The organism is Fodinicurvata halophila, from assembly GCF_042651425.1.
Taxonomy (GTDB): Bacteria; Pseudomonadota; Alphaproteobacteria; order Kiloniellales; family DSM-21159; genus Fodinicurvata; species Fodinicurvata halophila.
Window position 1 is genome coordinate 280035 of the sequence record NZ_JBHSCW010000007.1, and the last position, 17404, is coordinate 297438.

Here is a 17404-nt window from a genome sequence, read left to right on the forward strand (position 1 = left end):
CCTCCCTATCTTTGTTTCCTGGGCACTCACATGCCCAGGTACGCCTGCCGAATACGATCATCGGCTTGCAGCGTCTCGCTCGTGCCTTCCAGCACGACGCGACCCGTTTCCAGGACATAGCCCCGGTCGGCGGATTGCAGGGCCTCGGCCACGCGTTGCTCCACCAGCAGGATGGTCAGGTGGGTGTCGCGGCGGATCTCCATCAGCTTGTCGAAGACGAAGTCGGCGATGGTGGGCGCCAGGCCCATGGACGGCTCGTCGAGCATCAGCAGCTTGGGCGAGGAGGCCAGGCCGCGGCCGATGGCCAGCATCTGCTGCTCGCCGCCGGACAGGGTGCCGGCATACTGCTGCGTGCGCTCCTTCAGGATGGGGAGCCAAGTGTAGATGCGCTCGAGGTTGTCCTTCCAGTCGCGTTGCCCGGCCTCGGTGATGGCGCCCATCTCCAGGTTCTCCAGCACCGTCAGCGACGGGAACAGCTGGCGGCCTTCCGGCACATGGGCGATTCCCAGGTGGGCGCGATTGGCCGGCGCCACTTTCAGAAGGTCCTGCCCCTCGAAGGTGATGGACCCCTTGCTGGCCGCGACAACGCCCGAGATGGTCTTGAACAGGGTGCTCTTGCCGGCGCCGTTGGGCCCGACGATGGAGATGAACTGGCCGGCCTCCACCTGGATCGAGATGTCGTGGAGGACATCGACCTCCGAATAGCCGGCGTTCAGGTTGCGGATCTCAAGCATGAGCACTCCACTTCTTGCCGAGGTAGGCCTCGATCACCTTGTCATTGTGGATCACCTCCTGGGGCGGTCCCTCGACGATGAGTTCGCCGTGGTCCAGCACCAGGAAGCGGTCGACCAGCTGCACCATGGCCTGCATGGTGTGCTCGATGATGACGATGGTCTTGCCGGTCTCGGCCAGCTTGCGGATCACGTTGACGACGTCCTGTGCCTCCTCCGAACCGAGGCCGGCGAGGGTTTCGTCGAGCAGCAGGATCTCGGGCTGGCCCGCCAGGGCGCGCGCCAGCTCCATCAGGCGCAGGTCCTTGGTGGTGATGCTGCCGGCCATGTCCTGGCTGATGCCCTGCAGGTTGACCAGCTCGAGGGCTTCGCGGGTGATCCGTTCGGCGTCCTCCTCGCTGGCGGCGTGCACGTAGGCGCCCACCTTGACGTTGTCGTGCACGCTCATGCGCTTGAAGGGCCGCATGATCTGGAAGGTGCGCCCGACGCCGGCGCGGCAGAGCTGGTGCGGCTTGCGGCGCACCAGGTCCTCGCCGTGGACGAGCACATGGCCGCCATCCGGCGTCTGGAAGCCGTTCAGCAGGTTGAACAGCGTCGTCTTGCCGGCCCCATTGGGGCCGATGATGCCGAGGATCATGCCCTTGTTAACCTGGAAACTGACGTTCTGCACGGCCTTCAGCCCGCCGAAGCTCTTGGAGATGCTCTGCACCTCCAGCACGATCTCCTCGGAGAGTTCGCGCTCGGGCCGTTCGGCAGGTGTGGTGGGGGCAGAAGGTTCCGCCGCCGCGGCCTCCTCGGTCGGGGCGGGCGCGGCCGTCCTGCCTTTGCGCTTCACCACGTGATCGCGGATCTTCCAGTAGATGCCCTCGGGCGCCAGGATGATCAGGCCGATGATCGCCAGCCCGTAGACCACCCCCTGGATGCCGGGCAGGAACGAGCCGAGCTCGGCATGCAGCGTCTCGGCCACGGGGATCAGGAAGGCGGCGCCGATGATCGGCCCCCAGACCGAAGCCACGCCGCCGAACATGGCGACCGTCAGGGCCTGGGCCGAGACCAGCATGCCGAAGACGCTCATGGGCGTGATGACGAGGATGAGGACGGCGTAGAAGGAGCCCACCGCGCCGGCGATCGCGCCGCTGACGGCGATGGAGCGCAGCTTCCAGGCCAGGGTGTTGATGCCCGCGGCCTCGGCGGCGGATTCGTTCTGCTTGATGGCGATGAGCGACATGCCGAAGCGCGTGCGCTCCACATGGCGGGTCACCAGGACGACGATCCCCAGCAGGATCATGGCCAGGACGGTGTAGACCCGCCCTTCGTCGAACTGCATGTAGAAGGCGGATCCCTCCTCGACCCGTGGCACGCTGATCTCAGGATAGCCTAGCCACTGGAAGATGTAGAGCAGGGTCAGCGGATAGGCCAGCATGGACAGGGCGAAGTAGTGGCCGCGCAGCCGGAAGGTCGGCAGGCCGATCAGCAGCCCGGCCAGCGCGCCGATCCCCGCCGCCACCGGCAGCATGATCCAGGGCGATATGCCGAGATGCACCTGGGCCAGCACCGTGGCGAAGGCGCCCAGGCCGAAGAAGGAGGCATGGCCGAAGGAGACGAGCCCCGTATAGCCGCTGAGCATGTTCCAGCTGAGCCCGAAGGTGGCCCAGACCAGGACGAGGGTCATGATCAGCTGGTAGTAGGAGTTGGTGACGAACATCGCCAGGACCAGGTAGCCCACGGCAAAGAACAGGAACGGGCGGAGGGAGCGAAGGGTTTCAAGCATCAGGTGCGCTCCACGCTGCGGCCGAAGAAGCCCTGGGGCCTCAGGATCACGATCAGCAGGAAGACGACGAAGATGGTCGCGTTCTGCAGCTGTGTGGGCAGGATGATGGTCGAGAACTGCTGGATCAGACCGATGGTCATGCCGCCCCAGAAGGCCCCGATCACGCTGCCGATCCCGCCCAGGACGACGCCGGCGTACATGAGCACCACGTACTCGAGCCCGACGAAGGGATGGAAGGGATAGTTGGTGGTCAGCAGCCCGCCGGCCATGGCGGTGATCATGGTGCCGAGTGCGAAGGCGGTCCGGTATGACCGGTCGACGTCGTTGCCCACATAGATCGAGGCCTGCGGGTTGTCGGCGGCGGCCCGGAGGGACTTGCCGAGGCGTGAGGTCTTGAGCACGTACCAGAGGCCGACCACGATGGCGGCGGAGATGACGGCCGATACGATCCGCGCCTTGTTCAGGAACAGCAGGACCCCATCGCCCCACAGGGGACCCAGGACCCAGGCGGAACTCGACAGCGGCGTATCGACCGAGACCAGCTCCGGCCCGAACAGGATCATCGCCCCGTTGTGCAGGACGAGGGCGATGCCGAGGGTCAGGACAAGCTGGGCATAGTGCCCCTCGGCCTCCATGCCTGTCGTGCGGATGCCGGTCACCTGGCTGATCAGGAAGCGGTGCACGGCCCAGCCGAACAGGTACAGCAGGGGCGCCATGGCGACCACGGCGATATAGGGGCTGACCGTGTTGCCCACCAGCGCCTGGATGCCGAAGACGATCAGGAAGAAGTACACGGCGTACATGCCCAGCATCATGAAATCGCCCTGGGCGAAATTGATGACGCGCATGATGCCGAAGATCAGCGAGAGGCCGGCGCACATCAGCCCGTAGATGGCGCCGACGAAGAGACCGGCGGCCAGGGCCTGCAGCACGGTCTCGATCAGGATCTGGGTCTCAGTCATCTGTCTTGGTGTCTCCCTGTACTGAGCCGCATTGGCCGATGATGGCGGAGGAGTCCGCCTGGCCGTCCAGCTGCCTGACCCGGGTCAGGATGTCGTTGGCGGCCGCCTGTCCCAGAGCCGTTTCGGCGGCCTTCAGGAAGCGCCGCTCGATCAGCTCGGCGTCGGCGAAGGCGACGTCGTCCATCTCGTGAGCGAAGCGATGTCCGTCCCCGGAAACCAGGGTCACGCGCGCGGCCTGCCGGCCCGGGAAGGCCCGGGTGAAGGCCCCGTCCTCGCGAAATTCGAGACAATCGATCAGGCGGGCGATGGCTGGATCGTCCAGCCGGGCGTAGTTCTCTTCCTCGATGGCGCCGCAGGCCAGCGTGGCGGCCACGCCGTAGGCGATGCTCATCTTGGCCTGCAGCGGGCGGGTGAACGGTCCCCGCGCGGCGCAGCCCGGGTAGTTCAGCGCGGCCTCGTAGGTATCCACCTCGACTGCGGCGATCTCGTCCGGGGAGAAGTCCGACTTCCGGAGCGCGGCCAGCGCGGCCTGGCAGGCCGACTGGGCGAAGTTGCAGGCCGGCACCTGCTTGTTGAAGACCGCGAGGATTTCCGCCTGGCCATCGGGGAACAGCTGTACGCGTTCAGGGGCCTGCGTACGTCCATAGGCGGCGAAGAAGCCGGCCGGCCCCTCGAGGATGCTGGGCGATCCCCAGGCACCGGCTTGAGCCAGGCGCAGCGCGCGCAGGGCGTTGCGCGCGACGAATCCGGGATGGAAGTACATCTCGTCGGCGCCGTGGCGCGGCCACTCGTTCAGTCCGCCGCAGGTGTTGGCCGCCAGCGCCAGGGCGCTGCAGGTGGTCGCTTCGTCGAGATCCAGTGCCACGGCGCCGGCCAGTGCCGCCGCGAAGGGTCCGACGAGGCCGGTGGGGCGGTAGAGGCGCGCCAGCTCCGGCGTCATCACGGCGCGGCCGAGACGCCCCCCGATCTCGTAGCCCAGGATGGCGGCGCGCAGCAGCCGCTCTCCGTCGATGCGTCGGGTCTCGGCCAGGCCGAGCAGTGTGGGCCAGACCACCACGCCCAGGTGGGCGATGGCGGCGGCGTGCATGTCCTCGCGCACCAGCCCGTGGCCGGCCACGCCGTTGGCAAAGGCGGCATCCTCCAGGGATGTACGTTTGGCGGAGCCGATGATGGTGACACCGCCCTCGATTTCCGGAGCCAACGCGGCCGCCTGCCGGCTCCAGGGCAGAGGACTGGCCTCCAGCGCGCAGGCCAGGAAGTCGACGAGGCACAGCCGCGCCTTCTGGTCCGGCGCACCTTCGAAGTGCGTGGCGTCAGCGGACAATGCTGCGGAGACGAGATCCTGCAACATCATGGGGCGATCCCCTGTGGTAGCGGGCATTGTCATCGCCTCAGCCCCTGATCTCGACATCCGCCCACTCCTCCATCAGGCGGGCGATGCAGGTGAAGTCGGAGTCGGCGCCGTATTTCGCCTGGGTAACCGCCAGCATCTCGCGCACGAAGGCGCCGCCCAGCATGGGCACGCCCAGCGTTTCGGATTCGTCGACGCACATGCGTACGTCCTTGTAAGACAGGCCCGTGGCAAAGCCGAAATCGAAGGTGCCCGGCAGGATGGCCTTGGGGAACTTGTCCTGGGTCGCGCTGTTGCGCCCCGAGGAGACGTTGATGGTGTCGATCATGACCTTGGGGTCGATGCCGGCCTTGACCCCCATGGCCAGGGCCTCGGAGCTGAGCACCAGCGCGCCGGCGGCCAGCATGTTGTTGGCCAGCTTCAGGACCTGGGCCAGGCCCGGCTTGTCGCCCACATGGAAGATCTTGCCGAAGTTCTGCACGACGGGCTCGACCCGCTCGAAGATCTTCTGGGGGCAGGAAACCATGACCGCCAGCGTGCCGTTGGTGGCCCCCGCCACGCCGCCGCTGACCGGTGAATCGACCCACTGCTTCCCGGCGGCCGCCAGGCCCTCTGCCACCCGCGTGGCCGTGCTGGGGCCGGTGGTGGAGACGTCGATCAGGATCTGGGCGCGGGCGCCTTCGACGATACCGTCCTGGCCCAGAGCGGTCTGCTCGACGATGTGCGGGGTGGGCAGGCTGGTCAGGACGATGTCGCTTAGCTCCGCCACTTCCCGGGGCGAGCCGGCGGCTGTCGCCCCATCGCCGACCACGCGGTCGATGGCGTCCTGGGAGACGTCGTGGACGACCACCTGATAACCGGCTTTCAAAAGCCGGGTGGACATGGGGCCGCCCATGCGGCCAAGACCGATGAAACCGATGGCGTTCTGGCTCATGTTCTCCCCCAGATATCAGGAATGAGAGCGGGCGATCCGTTCTGGATCTGCACTCAGGGACCGGTGATCGTCATGCCGGCATCCACCTTCAGGGTGATGCCCGTGACGCTGACGCTGTCGTCCGAGGCCAGGTAGATGGCGGCCTTGCCGACTTCCTCGGCGGTGGTCAGGCGTTTCAGCGGCGATTTCTGCTTGCGGCTTTCCCAGCCGGCCTCGTCGATCACCGAACTGGCGCCGGGGGTCACAACGGAGCCGGGCGCCACGGCGTTCACACGGATGCCGAAGGGCCCCAGCTCGCCGGCCTGCTGGCGCGTCAGGGCGTCCATGCCGCCCTTGATGGAGGTGTAGACCGAGGCATTGGGGATCATCATGGAGACGGCGATGGAGGACAGGTTGATGATGCTGCCGCCTCCGCTGGCCTTCAGGTGGGGCGTGGCCGCCTGCAGCGACCAGAAGACGCCCTTCAGGCCGATGTCGATCATGCTGTCGATGATTTCGGGGTCGAAGGTCTCAAGCGGCGAATAGTGAAAGCGGACCGCATTGTTGACCAGGATATCCAGGCCGCCGGCCTCGCTCGCGAAGTGGTCGATCGCGGCGAAGACCTGTTCGCGCGAGGCCACGTCACACTGCGCCGTCATCACATCGAGGTCCCCGGCAGCCTGCTGTGCCTCCGCCAGAAGGTCCTCGTTGATGTCGAGAATGCAGACCTTGGCGCCCTCGCCTGCAAAGGCGAAGGCGATGGCCCGACCGAGCCCGCCGGCCGCACCCGTCACGACGGCGCGTTTCCCGGATAAACGTCCCATTTGTCCTCCCTGTCCTGCCGAGCGGCAAGTTTCACTACCTTGTTGTCAGGTATTATTGTTGGACAATATCACACGCAAACAGTCTTTCAATAGACAAATTGACCGATTGCTCCGATCCGGAAGCATCGCTGTCTTCGAGATAGGGATGGACGTTGGGAAGGTGTTTCTTCGGCCGGTTCCGGGAGGTGCCCCGACCTTGAAGGCTTCATCAGTGCAGGCGCTGCAGGCGCTTTTCGAACTCAGCCGCGGTGATCTCGCCGCTGTCCAGGCGGGTGCGCAGGAGGGCTTCGGCCTGCTCATGCGTGGCGGGCCGGCCACCGGGGACGAGGCCGAAGGCGCGCAGGATCAGGGCGGCGCCCAGTAGCTGGACGCCGATGTAGAGCAGCGTTATCACCAGAGCCATGGTCCTGTCATCCCCGCTGCCTGTGCCGTCCACGCAGTGAGGGGACGAGTCTGCCACAGGGAGGCTGCCGACCGATAGGCCGATTGCGAAAGCGACTTGTCTCGCGGGTCGCTTCTACCGCTTACAGGACGCCGTTCACCGCCGTAAGGACGCCGCCCAGCGAGATGATCAGCGCGACGAGCGCGATGACGCCGTCCTGCAGGATGACGGCCAGGCCGAAGGCGCCGATGGCGAGCCAGGAGATCGCCGCGGCGAAGGGCACGACCTCCAGCGGCGGGACGGTCAGCGCCACCAGGATGCAGCACAAAGCCGCGATCTTGAGGCCCGGCCCGCGGATCAGCTGGACCAGGCGGGGCCGGGCGATGGCGTCGATGCGCCGGGCAACCGGGCGCAGGCGGTCCAGGAACGCGGCCAGCTTGTCCTGCTCCACCGAGCGCCGCAGCACGAAGCCCGGCAGCCAGAGGTGCTTCTGGTTGACGAGCAGCTGGCCGGCAATCGCGATGGTGCACAGTGCAAACAGCGTCGGCACGCCGGGGATGCCGCCCAGGGGCGAGATGGCGATGAGCGCGATCAGCAGCAGCAGCGGCCCGAAGGAGCGGTAGCCCACCGCGTTCATGAGCTCGTTCACCGAGACCTGTTGCGCATTGCCGTTGCCGGCCGTCTCCATGCGCTCGAGCATTTCCTGCAGGCTGCTGGGCTGGCTGTTCGCGGGCATGGCAAGGTCCGGGACGGGGTGGAACACGCCCACGGAACCTAGCGAGACCGCTTTTGCCGGGCAAGGGGGTGTTCCGGCACTTGTGGATGTGCCCCGGCGCTCCAGATTCAGGACTCTGTCGCATTCCTACAGGAAAGGACCTGTCATGCCCGCACGTCTTTCCATCATCTCCGCCGTCGTGGCCTTCGTCCTCGCTTTCACGGCGCTGCCGGCGCTGGCGCACCATGGCTGGAACTGGGCCGAGGACGAGAACTCGGAGCTGACCGGCGTTGTCGAGAGCACCAGCCTCGGCAACCCCCATGGCACCGTCACCCTGATGGTCGACGGCGAGGCCTGGGAGATCGAGGTCGGCCAGCCCTGGCGCAACGAGCGCGCCGGGCTGAGCGAGGAGAACCTCTTCAAGGGCGCCGAGATCACCGTCCAGGGCCATCGCTCCAAGGATGCCGGCGAGCGGCGGCTCAAGGCCGAGCGCGTGATCATCGAGGGGACCGTGCACGATCTCTATCCGGGCCGCGACTGACGACGGGTCGCCGTCGCCCCGGAGTCCGGCGTGCTGACCGCGCTGCTCGAGCTGCTGCGCGACAGCGGCCCCGCCGTCTTCCTGCGCGGCGGGCGCTGGAGCTATGGGCTGGTCAACGGTGCCCATATCCTGGGGCTGGCCCTGCTGGTGGGCGCCATCCTGCCGCTCGACCTGCGCCTGGCCGGCCTGTGGCGCAGCGAACCGGCCGAACGGCTGGCGCGCGTGCTGCTGCCGGTGGCCATGACCGGCCTGGGCCTGGCCGTGGCGACGGGCCTGCTGCTGTTCTCGGTGCGCCCCTTCGAGTACCTGGCCAATCCCTTCTTTCCCGCCAAGCTGGCCCTGGTGGCGCTGGCCGTCGCCAATGCGCTCTGGCTGCGCCTCTCGCCCGCCTGGCGGGCCTTGCACGAAGACGGCCGCGTGCCTCGCCGCCTGGCCGCGGCCGGCGTGATCTCGCTCCTCCTCTGGATCGCCGCCCTGTTCTGCGGCCGCCTGATCGCGTTTGTGTGAGAAGAGTCCTTGCCTGTCGTGGCGTGGGAACATCAGACTCTTGCAGGCAAACAGGAAGGATATAGGCATGAACGAGAGCAGCACGGACAGCTTCCAACGCTTTTCCACGCTGACCTGTCCGCAGTGCGGGCATGCGGCGCGCGAGGAGATGCCGATCGACGCCTGCCAGTACTTCCATGACTGCAAGGGCTGCGGCGCCGTGCTGAAGCCGTTGCCGGGCGACTGTTGCGTCTACTGCTCCTACGGTGATGTGAAATGCCCGCCGGTGCAGCTCGGCGACGGCTGCTGCGCGGGCTCCTGACCTCGGTTTGACGGCGGTTTGACGGCGCGCAAGTGAGGGCGCCGGTGCAGGCGGGGCCATATGCTCACTGGGCAGCGGACGCACAAGGTTGTAGTCTGTGCCGAATCACAAGGGGAGGAAGCGATGACGTTCAGCAATCCCGAGGGCATGGCGCCGCCGTTGGCGCACTACTCCCACACGGCCGAGGTCCCGGCCGGCGCGCGCTGGCTGGTGGTCTCCGGCCAGGTGGGCGTGCAGCCCGACGGGACGATCGCCGAGGACATCGCCGCGCAGAGCGAGTGGACCTGGCGCAACCTGCTGACTTGCCTGCAGGCGGCCGGCATGGGCGTGCCGGATATCGTGAAGGTCGGGCATTTCCTGGTCCACCCGGCGGACTTTCCGGCCTATGCCGAGGTGCGCGGCCGCTACCTGGGCGACCACAAGCCGGCCTCGACACTGCTCTACGTGCAGGGCCTGGTAAAACCGGAGCTGCGGGTTGAGGTGGAGGTCACCGCGGCCAGGATGGACTGAACAGCAGACGTAGGAAAGACGGGCATGAGCAAGGCGGAGATCCAGACCCAACCCATCCATCTGGGCCGCGGCGGCACGGCTTCGGTGGAACCGACCTTTACCGGCGAAATGCAGTGGTACGCCGACTACATTGCGCGGCACGAGGCAGACGGCGCCGAGGGGCGCCTGGTGGCCCTGCACAGCTTCACCGAACCCTGGACCAGCTGGGAGGTACATCCCAACGGCAGCGAGGTGGTGCTCTGCATCAGCGGGCACATGACCCTGCACCAGGAAGCCCCTGACGGCCGCCAGTCCACGGTGACTCTGAATGCCGGCGACTACGCCATCAACGCGCCGGGCGTGTGGCACACCGCCGACGTGGAGGGGGAAGCCACCGCGCTGTTCATCACGCCGGGCCTGGGCACGGAGCACCGGCCGCGAGAGTAGGTCGAGACCAGTCAAGGGAGCAGGAGGCAGAATGGCCGCCTCCATCCATCTCAAGCGCGCCTACGAGACACCGGCCGAAGAGGACGGCACGCGGGTGCTGGTGGACCGGCTGTGGCCGCGCGGCGTGTCGAAGGAGACGCTGCAGCTGGACCACTGGCTGAAGGCCGTGGCGCCCAGCACGGACCTGCGCAAGTGGTTCAACCACGACCCGGACAAGTGGACGGAGCTGCGGCGGCGCTATCGCCAGGAACTGGAGAGCGGCGAACAGCGCCAGGCCTTCGAGGAGCTGCAGGCCCTGGCGCAGCAGGGGCCGTTGACGCTGATCTACGGCGCCCGGGACGAAAGGCACAATCACGCCGTCCTCCTGAAGGAGCTGCTGGAGGAAACCTAGGTTTCTGCCTGTGTGACTTTTTGCAGACCTGTGCGTGGCAAGACGGGCCCTGCGACTTTGAGTCCGTGGGCGCGGCGCGGGCGCATCCCCATATGAAATGGACACGCGAAAGAACACCGGGCTCGCGGAACGGCATGCGCCGAGCGATGCCCGCTTTCTTCCCCTATGGGCTCGCCGAGTGGCAGGCAAGGCCTGTTTTCCCCGCGAGTCTGACGGACGCCTGATGGCGGTCTGGGCCGGGAACGGCCGCGTTCCGCGCATTGAAATGCGGTGTCTCCGGCGCAGCCGCCACCGGCATCGGCTGAAAGAGATGTCAGGAGGCGGTGACAATGGACGAACGCTGGAACTGGGATCAGAGTCACACCGAGAGCTGGGGCAGCGGCCAGGCGTCGTGGGCGCCCGAGGCGCAGACAGCCCCTTCGTCTCATGACGAGAGCGAGGCCGCCCAGGGCAACCGGGCCCTGCACGGCGGCGTCTACAAGTTGGTCGTGGGCGCCTGGCTGTGGCTGCTGCTGGTCTTCTGGACGGTCTTCGGCTTCGAGCGCGAAAGTGCCTACATGATGGCGGTGACCACGGGGCTGTTCTTCCTCTACTTCGGGATCTCCGCCATGCTGATGGGCATGCAGCGCGACTACGAGACGGTGCATGAGCGCTTCACACGCTACCTGCAGCAGCGCTTCGAGACCCAGTCCGGGCCGATCAGCGGCTGGGGCTCGCTGGTCCAGGTAGCAATCATTCCCGTGGCCCTGGCGCTGGCCGGGACGGTGATCGGCCTGATCATCGTGCTGGCGCGCAACGGGGCGCTCGGCTAGCGCCCGGCGCACTAGGACATCGAGGGTGGCTCAGGGCTGGGCCCGGATAAAGTAGTCGTGGCCGGGAATGCCCGGCTTGAGGCGCCCGCTCTCGTCCCAGTCCTCCCAGTCGGCGAAGCGCAGCGGCCGGTCCTCGTCCAGGTGCCGCAGGCGCTCGGACCAGGCGGCCTGCAGGAACTGCAGGTGGGCCTGGAAGCCGGTGGCGTCCCGGTAGGCATAGCCGCTGCCCTGGATGCCGTGGGCGCGGAAGGCGGGCAGGACCGTGAATCCCATGTAGTGCAGGGAGTAGTGCAGCGGCCAGAGCAGCAGCTCGATGTCGCCGCCGCGCCCGTTGTGGGCGAAGGTCTCGGTCGGCCCGCCGGTGGTCACCGAGACCAGCGCGCGCCGGCCGCGGAAATAGCCGCGATTGTAGCGCATGGACGAGGTGTAGAGGCCGCCGTTGACGAAGACGCGGTCCATCCAGCCCTTCAGGATCGCCGGCTGGGCGTGCCACCAGAGGGGAAACTGGAAGACCACCAGGTCGGCACGCTCTAGGCGGTTGATCTCACGCTGGACCTCGGGCGCCAGAGTGCCGTGCGCGGAGGCCCGGCGCTGTTCGGCCAGCGGGGCGAAGACTTGTCGGTCGGCGCGTTCACCGTAGTGGGCCGGGCCCTCGGCCGGATCGAAGCCCTCGCCGTAGAGGTCCGAGACCTCCACCCGGTATCCCCGCTCTGTCAGGGTGTCGACGGCTTTGTCCTTCAGCGTGCCGTTGAAGGAGTGCGGCTCCGGGTGGGTGAAGACGACAAGGGCACGGGGCTGCTGCTCGTTGGACATTGCGGACATCGGGATCCTCCTTGCAAGGGCGTTGCGCTTTCCTGCGGGTCATGAAAACCTGTTCATCCAGGAAAGAGAATTCGAAGATTTTGCGAAACAGCTTTGCATGAATGAACAGAAAGGACGCTGGGACGACCTGCGGGTGGTGCGCGCCATCGCCGAGACGGGCTCGCTGTCCGGTGCCGGGCGACGGCTGGGCTTGAGCCACGCCACGATCTTTCGCCGGCTGGGCGAGATCGAGGCCCGGCTGGGCGTACGCCTGTTCGAGCGAGCACGCGGCGGTTACAGCCCGACGCCGGCCGGCGAGGACCTGGCGGCGACCGCCGGGCGAGTGGAAGCCGAGGTGCTGGAGGTGGAACGGCGCCTGGCCGGGCAGGACCTGCGGCCGGCGGGCAGCCTGCGGGTCACCACCACCGACACGCTGCTGGCTGGTCTGCTCTCGCCCATCCTGGTCGCGTTCCGGCAGGCCTATCCCGAGATCGCGCTCGAGGTGGCGCTGTCCAACAACGTCTTCAGCCTGTCACGGCGCGAGGCGGACGTGGCCATCCGGCCGGCGCAGGACCCGCCGGAGACGCTGGTGGGGCGCCGGATCGGGGTCATCGCCCAGACGGTCTATGGCCGGGCCGAGCTGCTGGAGGGCCGAACGGAACCGCTGGATCTGCAGGCCTATAGCTGGGTGGGACCGGACGAGGCCATGGGATATCGCCCTCTGGAGCGCTGGATGGAGCGCCACGGCCTGCAGGGGGCCTGCAGCTATCGTCTGGACAGCCTGCTTGCCATGTGTGCAGCGGTGCGGGACGGCGCCGGCCTGGCCGTGCTGCCCTGTTACCTGGGAGACGGTGCACCGGAACTGCGCCGCCTCGGTGCGCCCATCCCGGAGCTGGCCACGGACCTCTGGCTGCTGACCCATCCCGACCTGCGCCGCGTGGCCCGCATCCGCGCCTTCCTGGATTTTGTCGCCGAGGCCGTGTCGGCGCAGGCGGCGCGGCTGGTTGGTTCCGCAGGTTGGGACTGAGAGTGCTGTTGGCACTTTTCCAGGTCCACCCCTCGGGGCCCCTTCGAGACGCCGCTTTGCGGCGGCTCCTCAGGACAAGGCTGCTTCGAGGCATTGACTGGCGTCAATGCACCTCAGCATGAGAGATCTTTTAAGCGGGCCGCTTCTCCCTAACCTCCGCAGCCTGAGGAACAAGCCGCGAAGGCGCTACTCCGCGCGCTTCTGGTCGCTGCGCAGCATGGCCTGGAGCAGGACGTTGGCGCCGGCGGTCAGGTCCTCGGGTGTGGCGTTCTCGATCTCGTTGTGGCTGATGCCGTCCTCGCAGGGTACGAAAATCATGCCTGTCGGAGCCACACCGGCCATGTTGATGGCGTCATGGCCGGCGCCGCTGACGATGTCGCGGTGGGCGTAGCCGAGCGCCGAGGCGCCGTCGCGCACGGCGGCTACACAGTCTGAATCGAAGGGCGTGGCCGGGAAGTGCCAGATGGCGTCGAGCTGCACTTCGAGATTGCGGCGTTTGGCGATCTCCTCCACGCCGGCCCTGAGCGCCGCGTCCATGCCGCTGAGGCGATCGTCGACGGGGTGGCGCATGTCGATGGTCACCCAGACATGGCCGGGAATGACGTTCCGGGAGTTGGGACTGACCTGCATCATGCCGCAGGTGGCGCAGGCATCGGGTTGGAAGTCGAAGCCGATCTGGTTGACCAGCTGCACCGCCTCCGCCGCACCCACCAGCGCATCCTTGCGCCGGGCCATGGGCGTGGGGCCGGCATGCGCCTCCTGCCCGATGAAGGTCAGCTCGTACCAGCGCTGGCCCTGGCCGCCGGTGACCACGCCGATGGGCTTCTCCTCGGCCTCCAGCACCGGGCCCTGCTCGATATGCGCCTCGAAGCAGGCGGCCACGGGCCGGCCGCCCAGGGGCTTGTCGCCGGCGTAGCCGATGCGCTGCAGCTCCTCGGCCACGGACTTGCCCTCCAGGTCGGTGCGAGCCAGGCACCACTCGGGATCGAGCGCGCCGGTGTAGGCGCCGGAGCCCAGCATGGCCGGGGCGAAGCGCGAGCCCTCTTCATTGGTCCAGGCGACGATCTCGACAGGGTGCTCGGTCTCGTAGCCGGCGTCGTTCAGGCTGCGGATCACCTCGAGGCCGGCCAGCACGCCATAGGCGCCGTCGAACTTGCCGCCGGTGGGCTGGCTGTCCAGGTGGCTGCCGGTCAGGATGGCGGGCAGCTCGTTGTTGCGCCCCGGGCGGCGGGCGAAGATGTTGCCGATGGCGTCGACCTCGACGCTGCAGCCGGCCTCCTTGCACCACTTGACGAAGAGGTCGCGGCTCTCGCGGTCCAGGTCGGTCAGCGCCAGGCGGCAGACGCCGCCCTTCTCGGTGGCGCCGATCTTCGCCATCTCCATCAGGCTGTCCCACAGCCGTTCGCCGTTGATGCGCAGGTTCTCCATCTCGTTTCCCTCCTTGGCCTTGGGCGCCTAGATCTCTTCCAAACCACACCACTCCGCCACGTAAAGCGCAATGGCGGTGGTGATCTGCTGCATGGATCTGAGGCTGACCCGCTCGTCGAAGGCGTGGATGTTCTCGGACACCGGGCCGTAGACCAGGCAGGGTGTATCGCCGTAGAGCATGAAGACGCGGGCGTCGAGATAGCCGGCCGTGATGAAGCTCTCCAGCTCGCGGCCGAAGCTGCGGGCATGGGCCCGGCCCAGAGTCTGCTCGGCCTCGGTCCCCTCCTCGAGGACATAGCCCTCGGCGAAGAAGCCGTTGTAATCGATCTCGGGCGGATTGTTGGCCAGGAAAGGATCGCGGTGCGCGGTCTCCTGCAGGCAGGCCTCGATCTCGGCGGCGGCCTCCTGCGGCGAGACGCCGGGAAAGATCGCGATGCGGCAGTCGAAGCTGCACCAGGAGGGCACCGAGGAGGCCCAGTCGCCGCCGGCGATCTTGCCGACGTTGAAGTTGATCGGGTGCTCCTCGTCGGCAAAGCGGGCCGGGCGGCGCTCGGGCGCGTTCCAGCGCTCCTCCAGCTCGCGCAGGCCGGCGATCAGCTTGTAGGCGGCCTCGATGGCATTGGCGCCCTTGCCGGCCTCGCGCACGTGCACGGGCACGCCGCGCACCGTGACCTGGAACCAGATGACGCCGGTATTGGCGCGCACCAGCTTTTCGTCCTCGGGCTCGGGGATGATGGCGGCGTCGGCCTGGTAGCCGCGGGTCAGGCAGGCCAGCGCGCCGTTGCCGGTGCACTCCTCCTCGACCACCGACTGCAGGTGCACCCGGCCGGCGGGCTGGTAGCCCAGGCGGCGCAGGGCGTCGAGGGCGTGGACGTTGGCGGCCAGGCCGGCCTTCATGTCGCCGCTGCCGCGGCCGTAGAGCCAATCGCCCTCGATGTAGGGATCGAAGGGATGACGGCTCCAGAGGTCGTAGGGACCCTCGGGCACCACGTCCATGTGGCCGTTGAGGATGAGCGAGCGGCCGGTCTCGCTGCGCGGGCGGTGGGTGCCGACCACGTTGATGGCGTTGCTGTAATCGATCTTGACCGGCGAGAAGCCGGGATGGTGGCGGATGTCCTCCACGTCGACGGTCCAGCGGTCCATGGCGTAGCCGCGCTGTTTCAGCGCCTCGAAGTAGAAGTCCTGGGCGGTATGCTCCTGGCCGCGCAGGGAGGGGTGGCGGACCAGGTCCTGCAGGAAGCCCACCTGCTCGTCGAACCCCTCCTCCACCGACTTGCGGATGCGCTCTTCCAGCTGGGGATCCAGGGTGCTGGTGCTCTCGGACATGGGCTAGACCTCTGCCTGTGATCGGTAGTCGGCGACCGCCTTGCGCGCCACCTCGGGAATGGACCAGTTGCGCCCCGGCACGGCGGCCAGGAGTTCGCGGGTGTAGGGGTGCTGCGGATTGGCGAAGACCTCGCGGGTGTCGCCGTACTCGACGATCTCGCCCAGCTGCATCACCGCGATGCGCTCGCAGATCTGGGCGGCCACGCGCAGGTCGTGGGTGATGAAGAGCACCGAGATGTCGAGGCGCTGCTTGATGTCGTCCAGCAGGTTCAGGACCTGGGCCTGCACCGAGACGTCGAGCGCGGAGACCGGCTCGTCGGCCACCAGAAGCTCGGGATCGAGCGCCAGCGCACGGGCGATGCCGATGCGTTGGCGCTGCCCCCCGGAAAACTCGTGGGGATAGCGATCCGCCACGGAGGCGTCCAGGCCCACCAGTTCCAGCAGCTCCTCGGCGCGGCGCCGGGCCTCGGGCTCGTCGGTGCCGTGGGCCATGGGGCCCTCGGCGATGATGCGCCCGACCTTGCGACGCGGATTGAGCGAGGCGTAGGGGTCCTGGAAGATCATCTGGATGTGCTTGCGGTAGGGCTGCAGGCCGCGGCCCTTGAGGGCGGCGAGGTCGATCTCGTCGCGGAAGCGGATCTCGCCACCGTTGCTGTCCAGCAGGCGTACGATGCAGCGGCCCACGGTGGACTTGCCGGAGCCGCTCTCGCCCACCAGGCCCATGGTCTCGCCCTTGCGGATGTCGAAGCTGACCTCCTTGGCGGCCTGGACCTTGCGGCCCTTGGTGAAGATGCCGCGCTCGGTGACGTAGGTCTTGTCGAGACTGCGCACGGAGAGAAGCGTTTCCGCGGAGAGCTTGTTCCGTGCATCCGGCGGCTCGAACCTGGGCACCGAGCCCACCAGCCGCTGGGTGTAGGGATGCTGCGGATTGTTGAGGATCTCCTGCGCCGGGCCGCTTTCCACCACCTCGCCCAGCTGCATCACGGCCACCTGGTCGGCCACCTCGGCGACCACGCCGAAGTCGTGGGTGATGAACATGACGCCCATGTCGCGTTCGTCCTGCAGCTTCTTGATCAGCCGCAGGATCTGCGCCTGGGTGGTGACGTCCAGGGCGGTGGTCGGCTCGTCGGCAATGAGGACACCGGGTTCCAGGGCCAGGGCCATGGCGATCATCACACGCTGGCGCTGGCCGCCCGACAGGCGGAAGGGGTAGGTGTCGCCCAGGCTTTCGGGCTCGGGCAGGCCGACGCTGCGCAGCAGCTCCACCACCTGTTCCTGCCGTTCCTTGCGGCCGGCCTTGCCGTGGGCATCGAAGACCTCGTTGATCTGGTCGCCGATCTTCATGACGGGATTGAGCGCGGTCATGGGCTCCTGGAAGATCATGCCAATGCGACTGCCGCGCAGGTCGCGCAGCTTGGCTTCGGACTGCTGCAGCAGGTCCGCGCCCTCAAACATGATGCGCCCGGCCACCGGCTCTACGTAGGGACGCGGAAGCAGGCCCATGATGGCATTGGCGGTGACCGACTTGCCCGATCCGGATTCCCCGACGATGCAGAGGATCTCGCCGCGTCTGACCTGGAAGGAGACCTGCTCCACCGCATGCGCGCGGTCGGCCCCTTCGGGCAGGCGCACCGTGAGATCCTCGATGGACAGCAGGGTGTCATTCGTATCCTTGGCGTTCATGT

Annotated in this window: 20 protein-coding genes; 8 read left to right on the forward strand and 12 right to left on the reverse strand. The window is 67.5% G+C overall.

Annotated features, from left to right (window positions below; genetic code table 11):
• Positions 1-26: 26 nt before the first annotated feature.
• The 8 genes from ACFOW6_RS13540 to ACFOW6_RS13575 form a co-directional block, all read right to left on the reverse strand.
• Positions 27-734 (reverse strand): ABC transporter ATP-binding protein, encoded by a 708-nt coding sequence (locus tag ACFOW6_RS13540; protein ID WP_382422919.1) that lies wholly within the window; start codon positions 732-734, stop codon positions 27-29.
• Positions 727-2502: a branched-chain amino acid ABC transporter ATP-binding protein/permease gene (locus tag ACFOW6_RS13545; RefSeq protein ID WP_382422920.1), complete on the reverse strand. Its 1776-nt coding sequence runs from the start codon at positions 2500-2502 to the stop codon at positions 727-729. The genes ACFOW6_RS13540 and ACFOW6_RS13545 overlap by 8 nt, the downstream gene beginning before the upstream one ends.
• Positions 2502-3464, reverse strand: coding sequence for a branched-chain amino acid ABC transporter permease (locus ACFOW6_RS13550; RefSeq protein WP_382422921.1), 963 nt, complete (start codon positions 3462-3464; stop codon positions 2502-2504). The genes ACFOW6_RS13545 and ACFOW6_RS13550 overlap by 1 nt, the downstream gene beginning before the upstream one ends.
• Complete coding sequence (locus ACFOW6_RS13555) at positions 3457-4845, reverse strand: MmgE/PrpD family protein (RefSeq protein WP_382422922.1); 1389 nt, start codon at positions 4843-4845, stop codon at positions 3457-3459. The genes ACFOW6_RS13550 and ACFOW6_RS13555 overlap by 8 nt, the downstream gene beginning before the upstream one ends.
• Positions 4846-4855: 10 nt before the next feature.
• Entirely contained in the window at positions 4856-5749 is an 894-nt protein-coding gene (locus ACFOW6_RS13560; RefSeq protein WP_382422924.1) for an NAD(P)-dependent oxidoreductase, read from the reverse strand.
• 53 nt (positions 5750-5802) lie between these two features.
• The gene (locus ACFOW6_RS13565; RefSeq protein ID WP_382422925.1) at positions 5803-6552 is read right to left on the reverse strand and encodes an SDR family NAD(P)-dependent oxidoreductase; all 750 of its coding nucleotides are present in this window, start codon (positions 6550-6552) and stop codon (positions 5803-5805) included.
• Between the two features lie 208 nt (positions 6553-6760).
• Positions 6761-6955: an SHOCT domain-containing protein gene (locus tag ACFOW6_RS13570; protein WP_382422926.1), complete on the reverse strand. Its 195-nt coding sequence runs from the start codon at positions 6953-6955 to the stop codon at positions 6761-6763.
• Positions 6956-7076: 121 nt separating this feature from the next.
• The gene (locus tag ACFOW6_RS13575) at positions 7077-7697 is read right to left on the reverse strand and encodes an exopolysaccharide biosynthesis protein (protein ID WP_382422927.1); all 621 of its coding nucleotides are present in this window, start codon (positions 7695-7697) and stop codon (positions 7077-7079) included.
• Between the two features lie 118 nt (positions 7698-7815).
• Between ACFOW6_RS13575 and ACFOW6_RS13580 the strand changes: the two genes are divergently transcribed.
• The 7 genes from ACFOW6_RS13580 to ACFOW6_RS13610 all read left to right on the forward strand — a co-directional run bounded on the left by ACFOW6_RS13580 (position 7816) and on the right by ACFOW6_RS13610 (position 11137).
• Complete coding sequence (locus ACFOW6_RS13580) at positions 7816-8190, forward strand: DUF6152 family protein (RefSeq protein WP_382422928.1); 375 nt, start codon at positions 7816-7818, stop codon at positions 8188-8190.
• A 30-nt stretch (positions 8191-8220) separates the two neighbouring features.
• Positions 8221-8697 (forward strand): DUF2214 domain-containing protein, encoded by a 477-nt coding sequence (locus tag ACFOW6_RS13585; RefSeq protein ID WP_382422929.1) that lies wholly within the window; start codon positions 8221-8223, stop codon positions 8695-8697.
• A 67-nt stretch (positions 8698-8764) separates the two neighbouring features.
• Positions 8765-8998, forward strand: a complete 234-nt coding sequence (locus tag ACFOW6_RS13590) for a GDCCVxC domain-containing (seleno)protein (protein WP_382422930.1) — start codon at positions 8765-8767, stop codon at positions 8996-8998.
• A 123-nt stretch (positions 8999-9121) separates the two neighbouring features.
• Complete coding sequence (locus ACFOW6_RS13595; RefSeq protein ID WP_382422931.1) at positions 9122-9508, forward strand: RidA family protein; 387 nt, start codon at positions 9122-9124, stop codon at positions 9506-9508.
• 24 nt (positions 9509-9532) lie between these two features.
• Complete coding sequence (locus ACFOW6_RS13600) at positions 9533-9934, forward strand: cupin domain-containing protein (RefSeq protein ID WP_382422932.1); 402 nt, start codon at positions 9533-9535, stop codon at positions 9932-9934.
• 31 nt (positions 9935-9965) lie between these two features.
• On the forward strand, positions 9966-10325 hold the full coding sequence (locus ACFOW6_RS13605; RefSeq protein ID WP_382422933.1) for a DUF488 domain-containing protein: 360 nt from the start codon (positions 9966-9968) through the stop codon (positions 10323-10325).
• A 329-nt stretch (positions 10326-10654) separates the two neighbouring features.
• A complete protein-coding gene (locus ACFOW6_RS13610; protein ID WP_382422934.1) occupies positions 10655-11137 on the forward strand; it encodes a hypothetical protein in 483 nt (160 codons plus the stop codon).
• A 30-nt stretch (positions 11138-11167) separates the two neighbouring features.
• On the opposite strand, the gene ACFOW6_RS13615 is transcribed toward ACFOW6_RS13610, so the two are convergent.
• Positions 11168-11959: an NAD(P)H-dependent oxidoreductase gene (locus ACFOW6_RS13615; protein ID WP_382422935.1), complete on the reverse strand. Its 792-nt coding sequence runs from the start codon at positions 11957-11959 to the stop codon at positions 11168-11170.
• A 97-nt stretch (positions 11960-12056) separates the two neighbouring features.
• Between ACFOW6_RS13615 and ACFOW6_RS13620 the strand changes: the two genes are divergently transcribed.
• Positions 12057-12965, forward strand: coding sequence for a LysR family transcriptional regulator (locus ACFOW6_RS13620; protein WP_382422936.1), 909 nt, complete (start codon positions 12057-12059; stop codon positions 12963-12965).
• A 186-nt stretch (positions 12966-13151) separates the two neighbouring features.
• Here the strand turns inward: ACFOW6_RS13620 and ACFOW6_RS13625 are convergent, their stop codons facing one another.
• Genes ACFOW6_RS13625 through ACFOW6_RS13635 form a run of 3 tightly spaced genes read right to left on the reverse strand, consistent with a single transcriptional unit; the run spans position 13152 to position 17402 of the window.
• Positions 13152-14393 (reverse strand): Zn-dependent hydrolase, encoded by a 1242-nt coding sequence (locus ACFOW6_RS13625; RefSeq protein WP_382422937.1) that lies wholly within the window; start codon positions 14391-14393, stop codon positions 13152-13154.
• A gap of 27 nt (positions 14394-14420) precedes the next feature.
• Positions 14421-15719, reverse strand: a complete 1299-nt coding sequence (locus ACFOW6_RS13630) for an ArgE/DapE family deacylase (RefSeq protein WP_382422938.1) — start codon at positions 15717-15719, stop codon at positions 14421-14423.
• Between the two features lie 3 nt (positions 15720-15722).
• Complete coding sequence (locus tag ACFOW6_RS13635) at positions 15723-17402, reverse strand: ABC transporter ATP-binding protein (protein WP_382422939.1); 1680 nt, start codon at positions 17400-17402, stop codon at positions 15723-15725.
• Between the last annotated feature and the right edge of the window lie 2 nt (positions 17403-17404).

Excerpts from the sequence above, each read along its gene's own strand:
- ACFOW6_RS13540 (WP_382422919.1), bottom strand. The coding sequence starts at position 734 with ATGCTTGAGATCCGCAACCTGAACGCCGGCTATTCGGAGGTCGATGTC.
- ACFOW6_RS13545 (WP_382422920.1), bottom strand. The coding sequence starts at position 2,502 with ATGCTTGAAACCCTTCGCTCCCTCCGCCCGTTCCTGTTCTTTGCCGTG.
- ACFOW6_RS13550 (WP_382422921.1), bottom strand. The coding sequence starts at position 3,464 with ATGACTGAGACCCAGATCCTGATCGAGACCGTGCTGCAGGCCCTGGCC.
- ACFOW6_RS13555 (WP_382422922.1), bottom strand. The coding sequence starts at position 4,845 with ATGCCCGCTACCACAGGGGATCGCCCCATGATGTTGCAGGATCTCGTC.
- ACFOW6_RS13560 (WP_382422924.1), bottom strand. The coding sequence starts at position 5,749 with ATGAGCCAGAACGCCATCGGTTTCATCGGTCTTGGCCGCATGGGCGGC.
- ACFOW6_RS13565 (WP_382422925.1), bottom strand. The coding sequence starts at position 6,552 with ATGGGACGTTTATCCGGGAAACGCGCCGTCGTGACGGGTGCGGCCGGC.
- ACFOW6_RS13570 (WP_382422926.1), bottom strand. The coding sequence starts at position 6,955 with ATGGCTCTGGTGATAACGCTGCTCTACATCGGCGTCCAGCTACTGGGC.
- ACFOW6_RS13580 (WP_382422928.1), top strand. The coding sequence starts at position 7,816 with ATGCCCGCACGTCTTTCCATCATCTCCGCCGTCGTGGCCTTCGTCCTC.
- ACFOW6_RS13590 (WP_382422930.1), top strand. The coding sequence starts at position 8,765 with ATGAACGAGAGCAGCACGGACAGCTTCCAACGCTTTTCCACGCTGACC.
- ACFOW6_RS13595 (WP_382422931.1), top strand. The coding sequence starts at position 9,122 with ATGACGTTCAGCAATCCCGAGGGCATGGCGCCGCCGTTGGCGCACTAC.
- ACFOW6_RS13600 (WP_382422932.1), top strand. The coding sequence starts at position 9,533 with ATGAGCAAGGCGGAGATCCAGACCCAACCCATCCATCTGGGCCGCGGC.
- ACFOW6_RS13605 (WP_382422933.1), top strand. The coding sequence starts at position 9,966 with ATGGCCGCCTCCATCCATCTCAAGCGCGCCTACGAGACACCGGCCGAA.
- ACFOW6_RS13610 (WP_382422934.1), top strand. The coding sequence starts at position 10,655 with ATGGACGAACGCTGGAACTGGGATCAGAGTCACACCGAGAGCTGGGGC.
- ACFOW6_RS13615 (WP_382422935.1), bottom strand. The coding sequence starts at position 11,959 with ATGTCCGCAATGTCCAACGAGCAGCAGCCCCGTGCCCTTGTCGTCTTC.
- ACFOW6_RS13620 (WP_382422936.1), top strand. The coding sequence starts at position 12,057 with ATGAATGAACAGAAAGGACGCTGGGACGACCTGCGGGTGGTGCGCGCC.
- ACFOW6_RS13625 (WP_382422937.1), bottom strand. The coding sequence starts at position 14,393 with ATGGAGAACCTGCGCATCAACGGCGAACGGCTGTGGGACAGCCTGATG.
- ACFOW6_RS13630 (WP_382422938.1), bottom strand. The coding sequence starts at position 15,719 with ATGTCCGAGAGCACCAGCACCCTGGATCCCCAGCTGGAAGAGCGCATC.
- ACFOW6_RS13635 (WP_382422939.1), bottom strand. The coding sequence starts at position 17,402 with ATGAACGCCAAGGATACGAATGACACCCTGCTGTCCATCGAGGATCTC.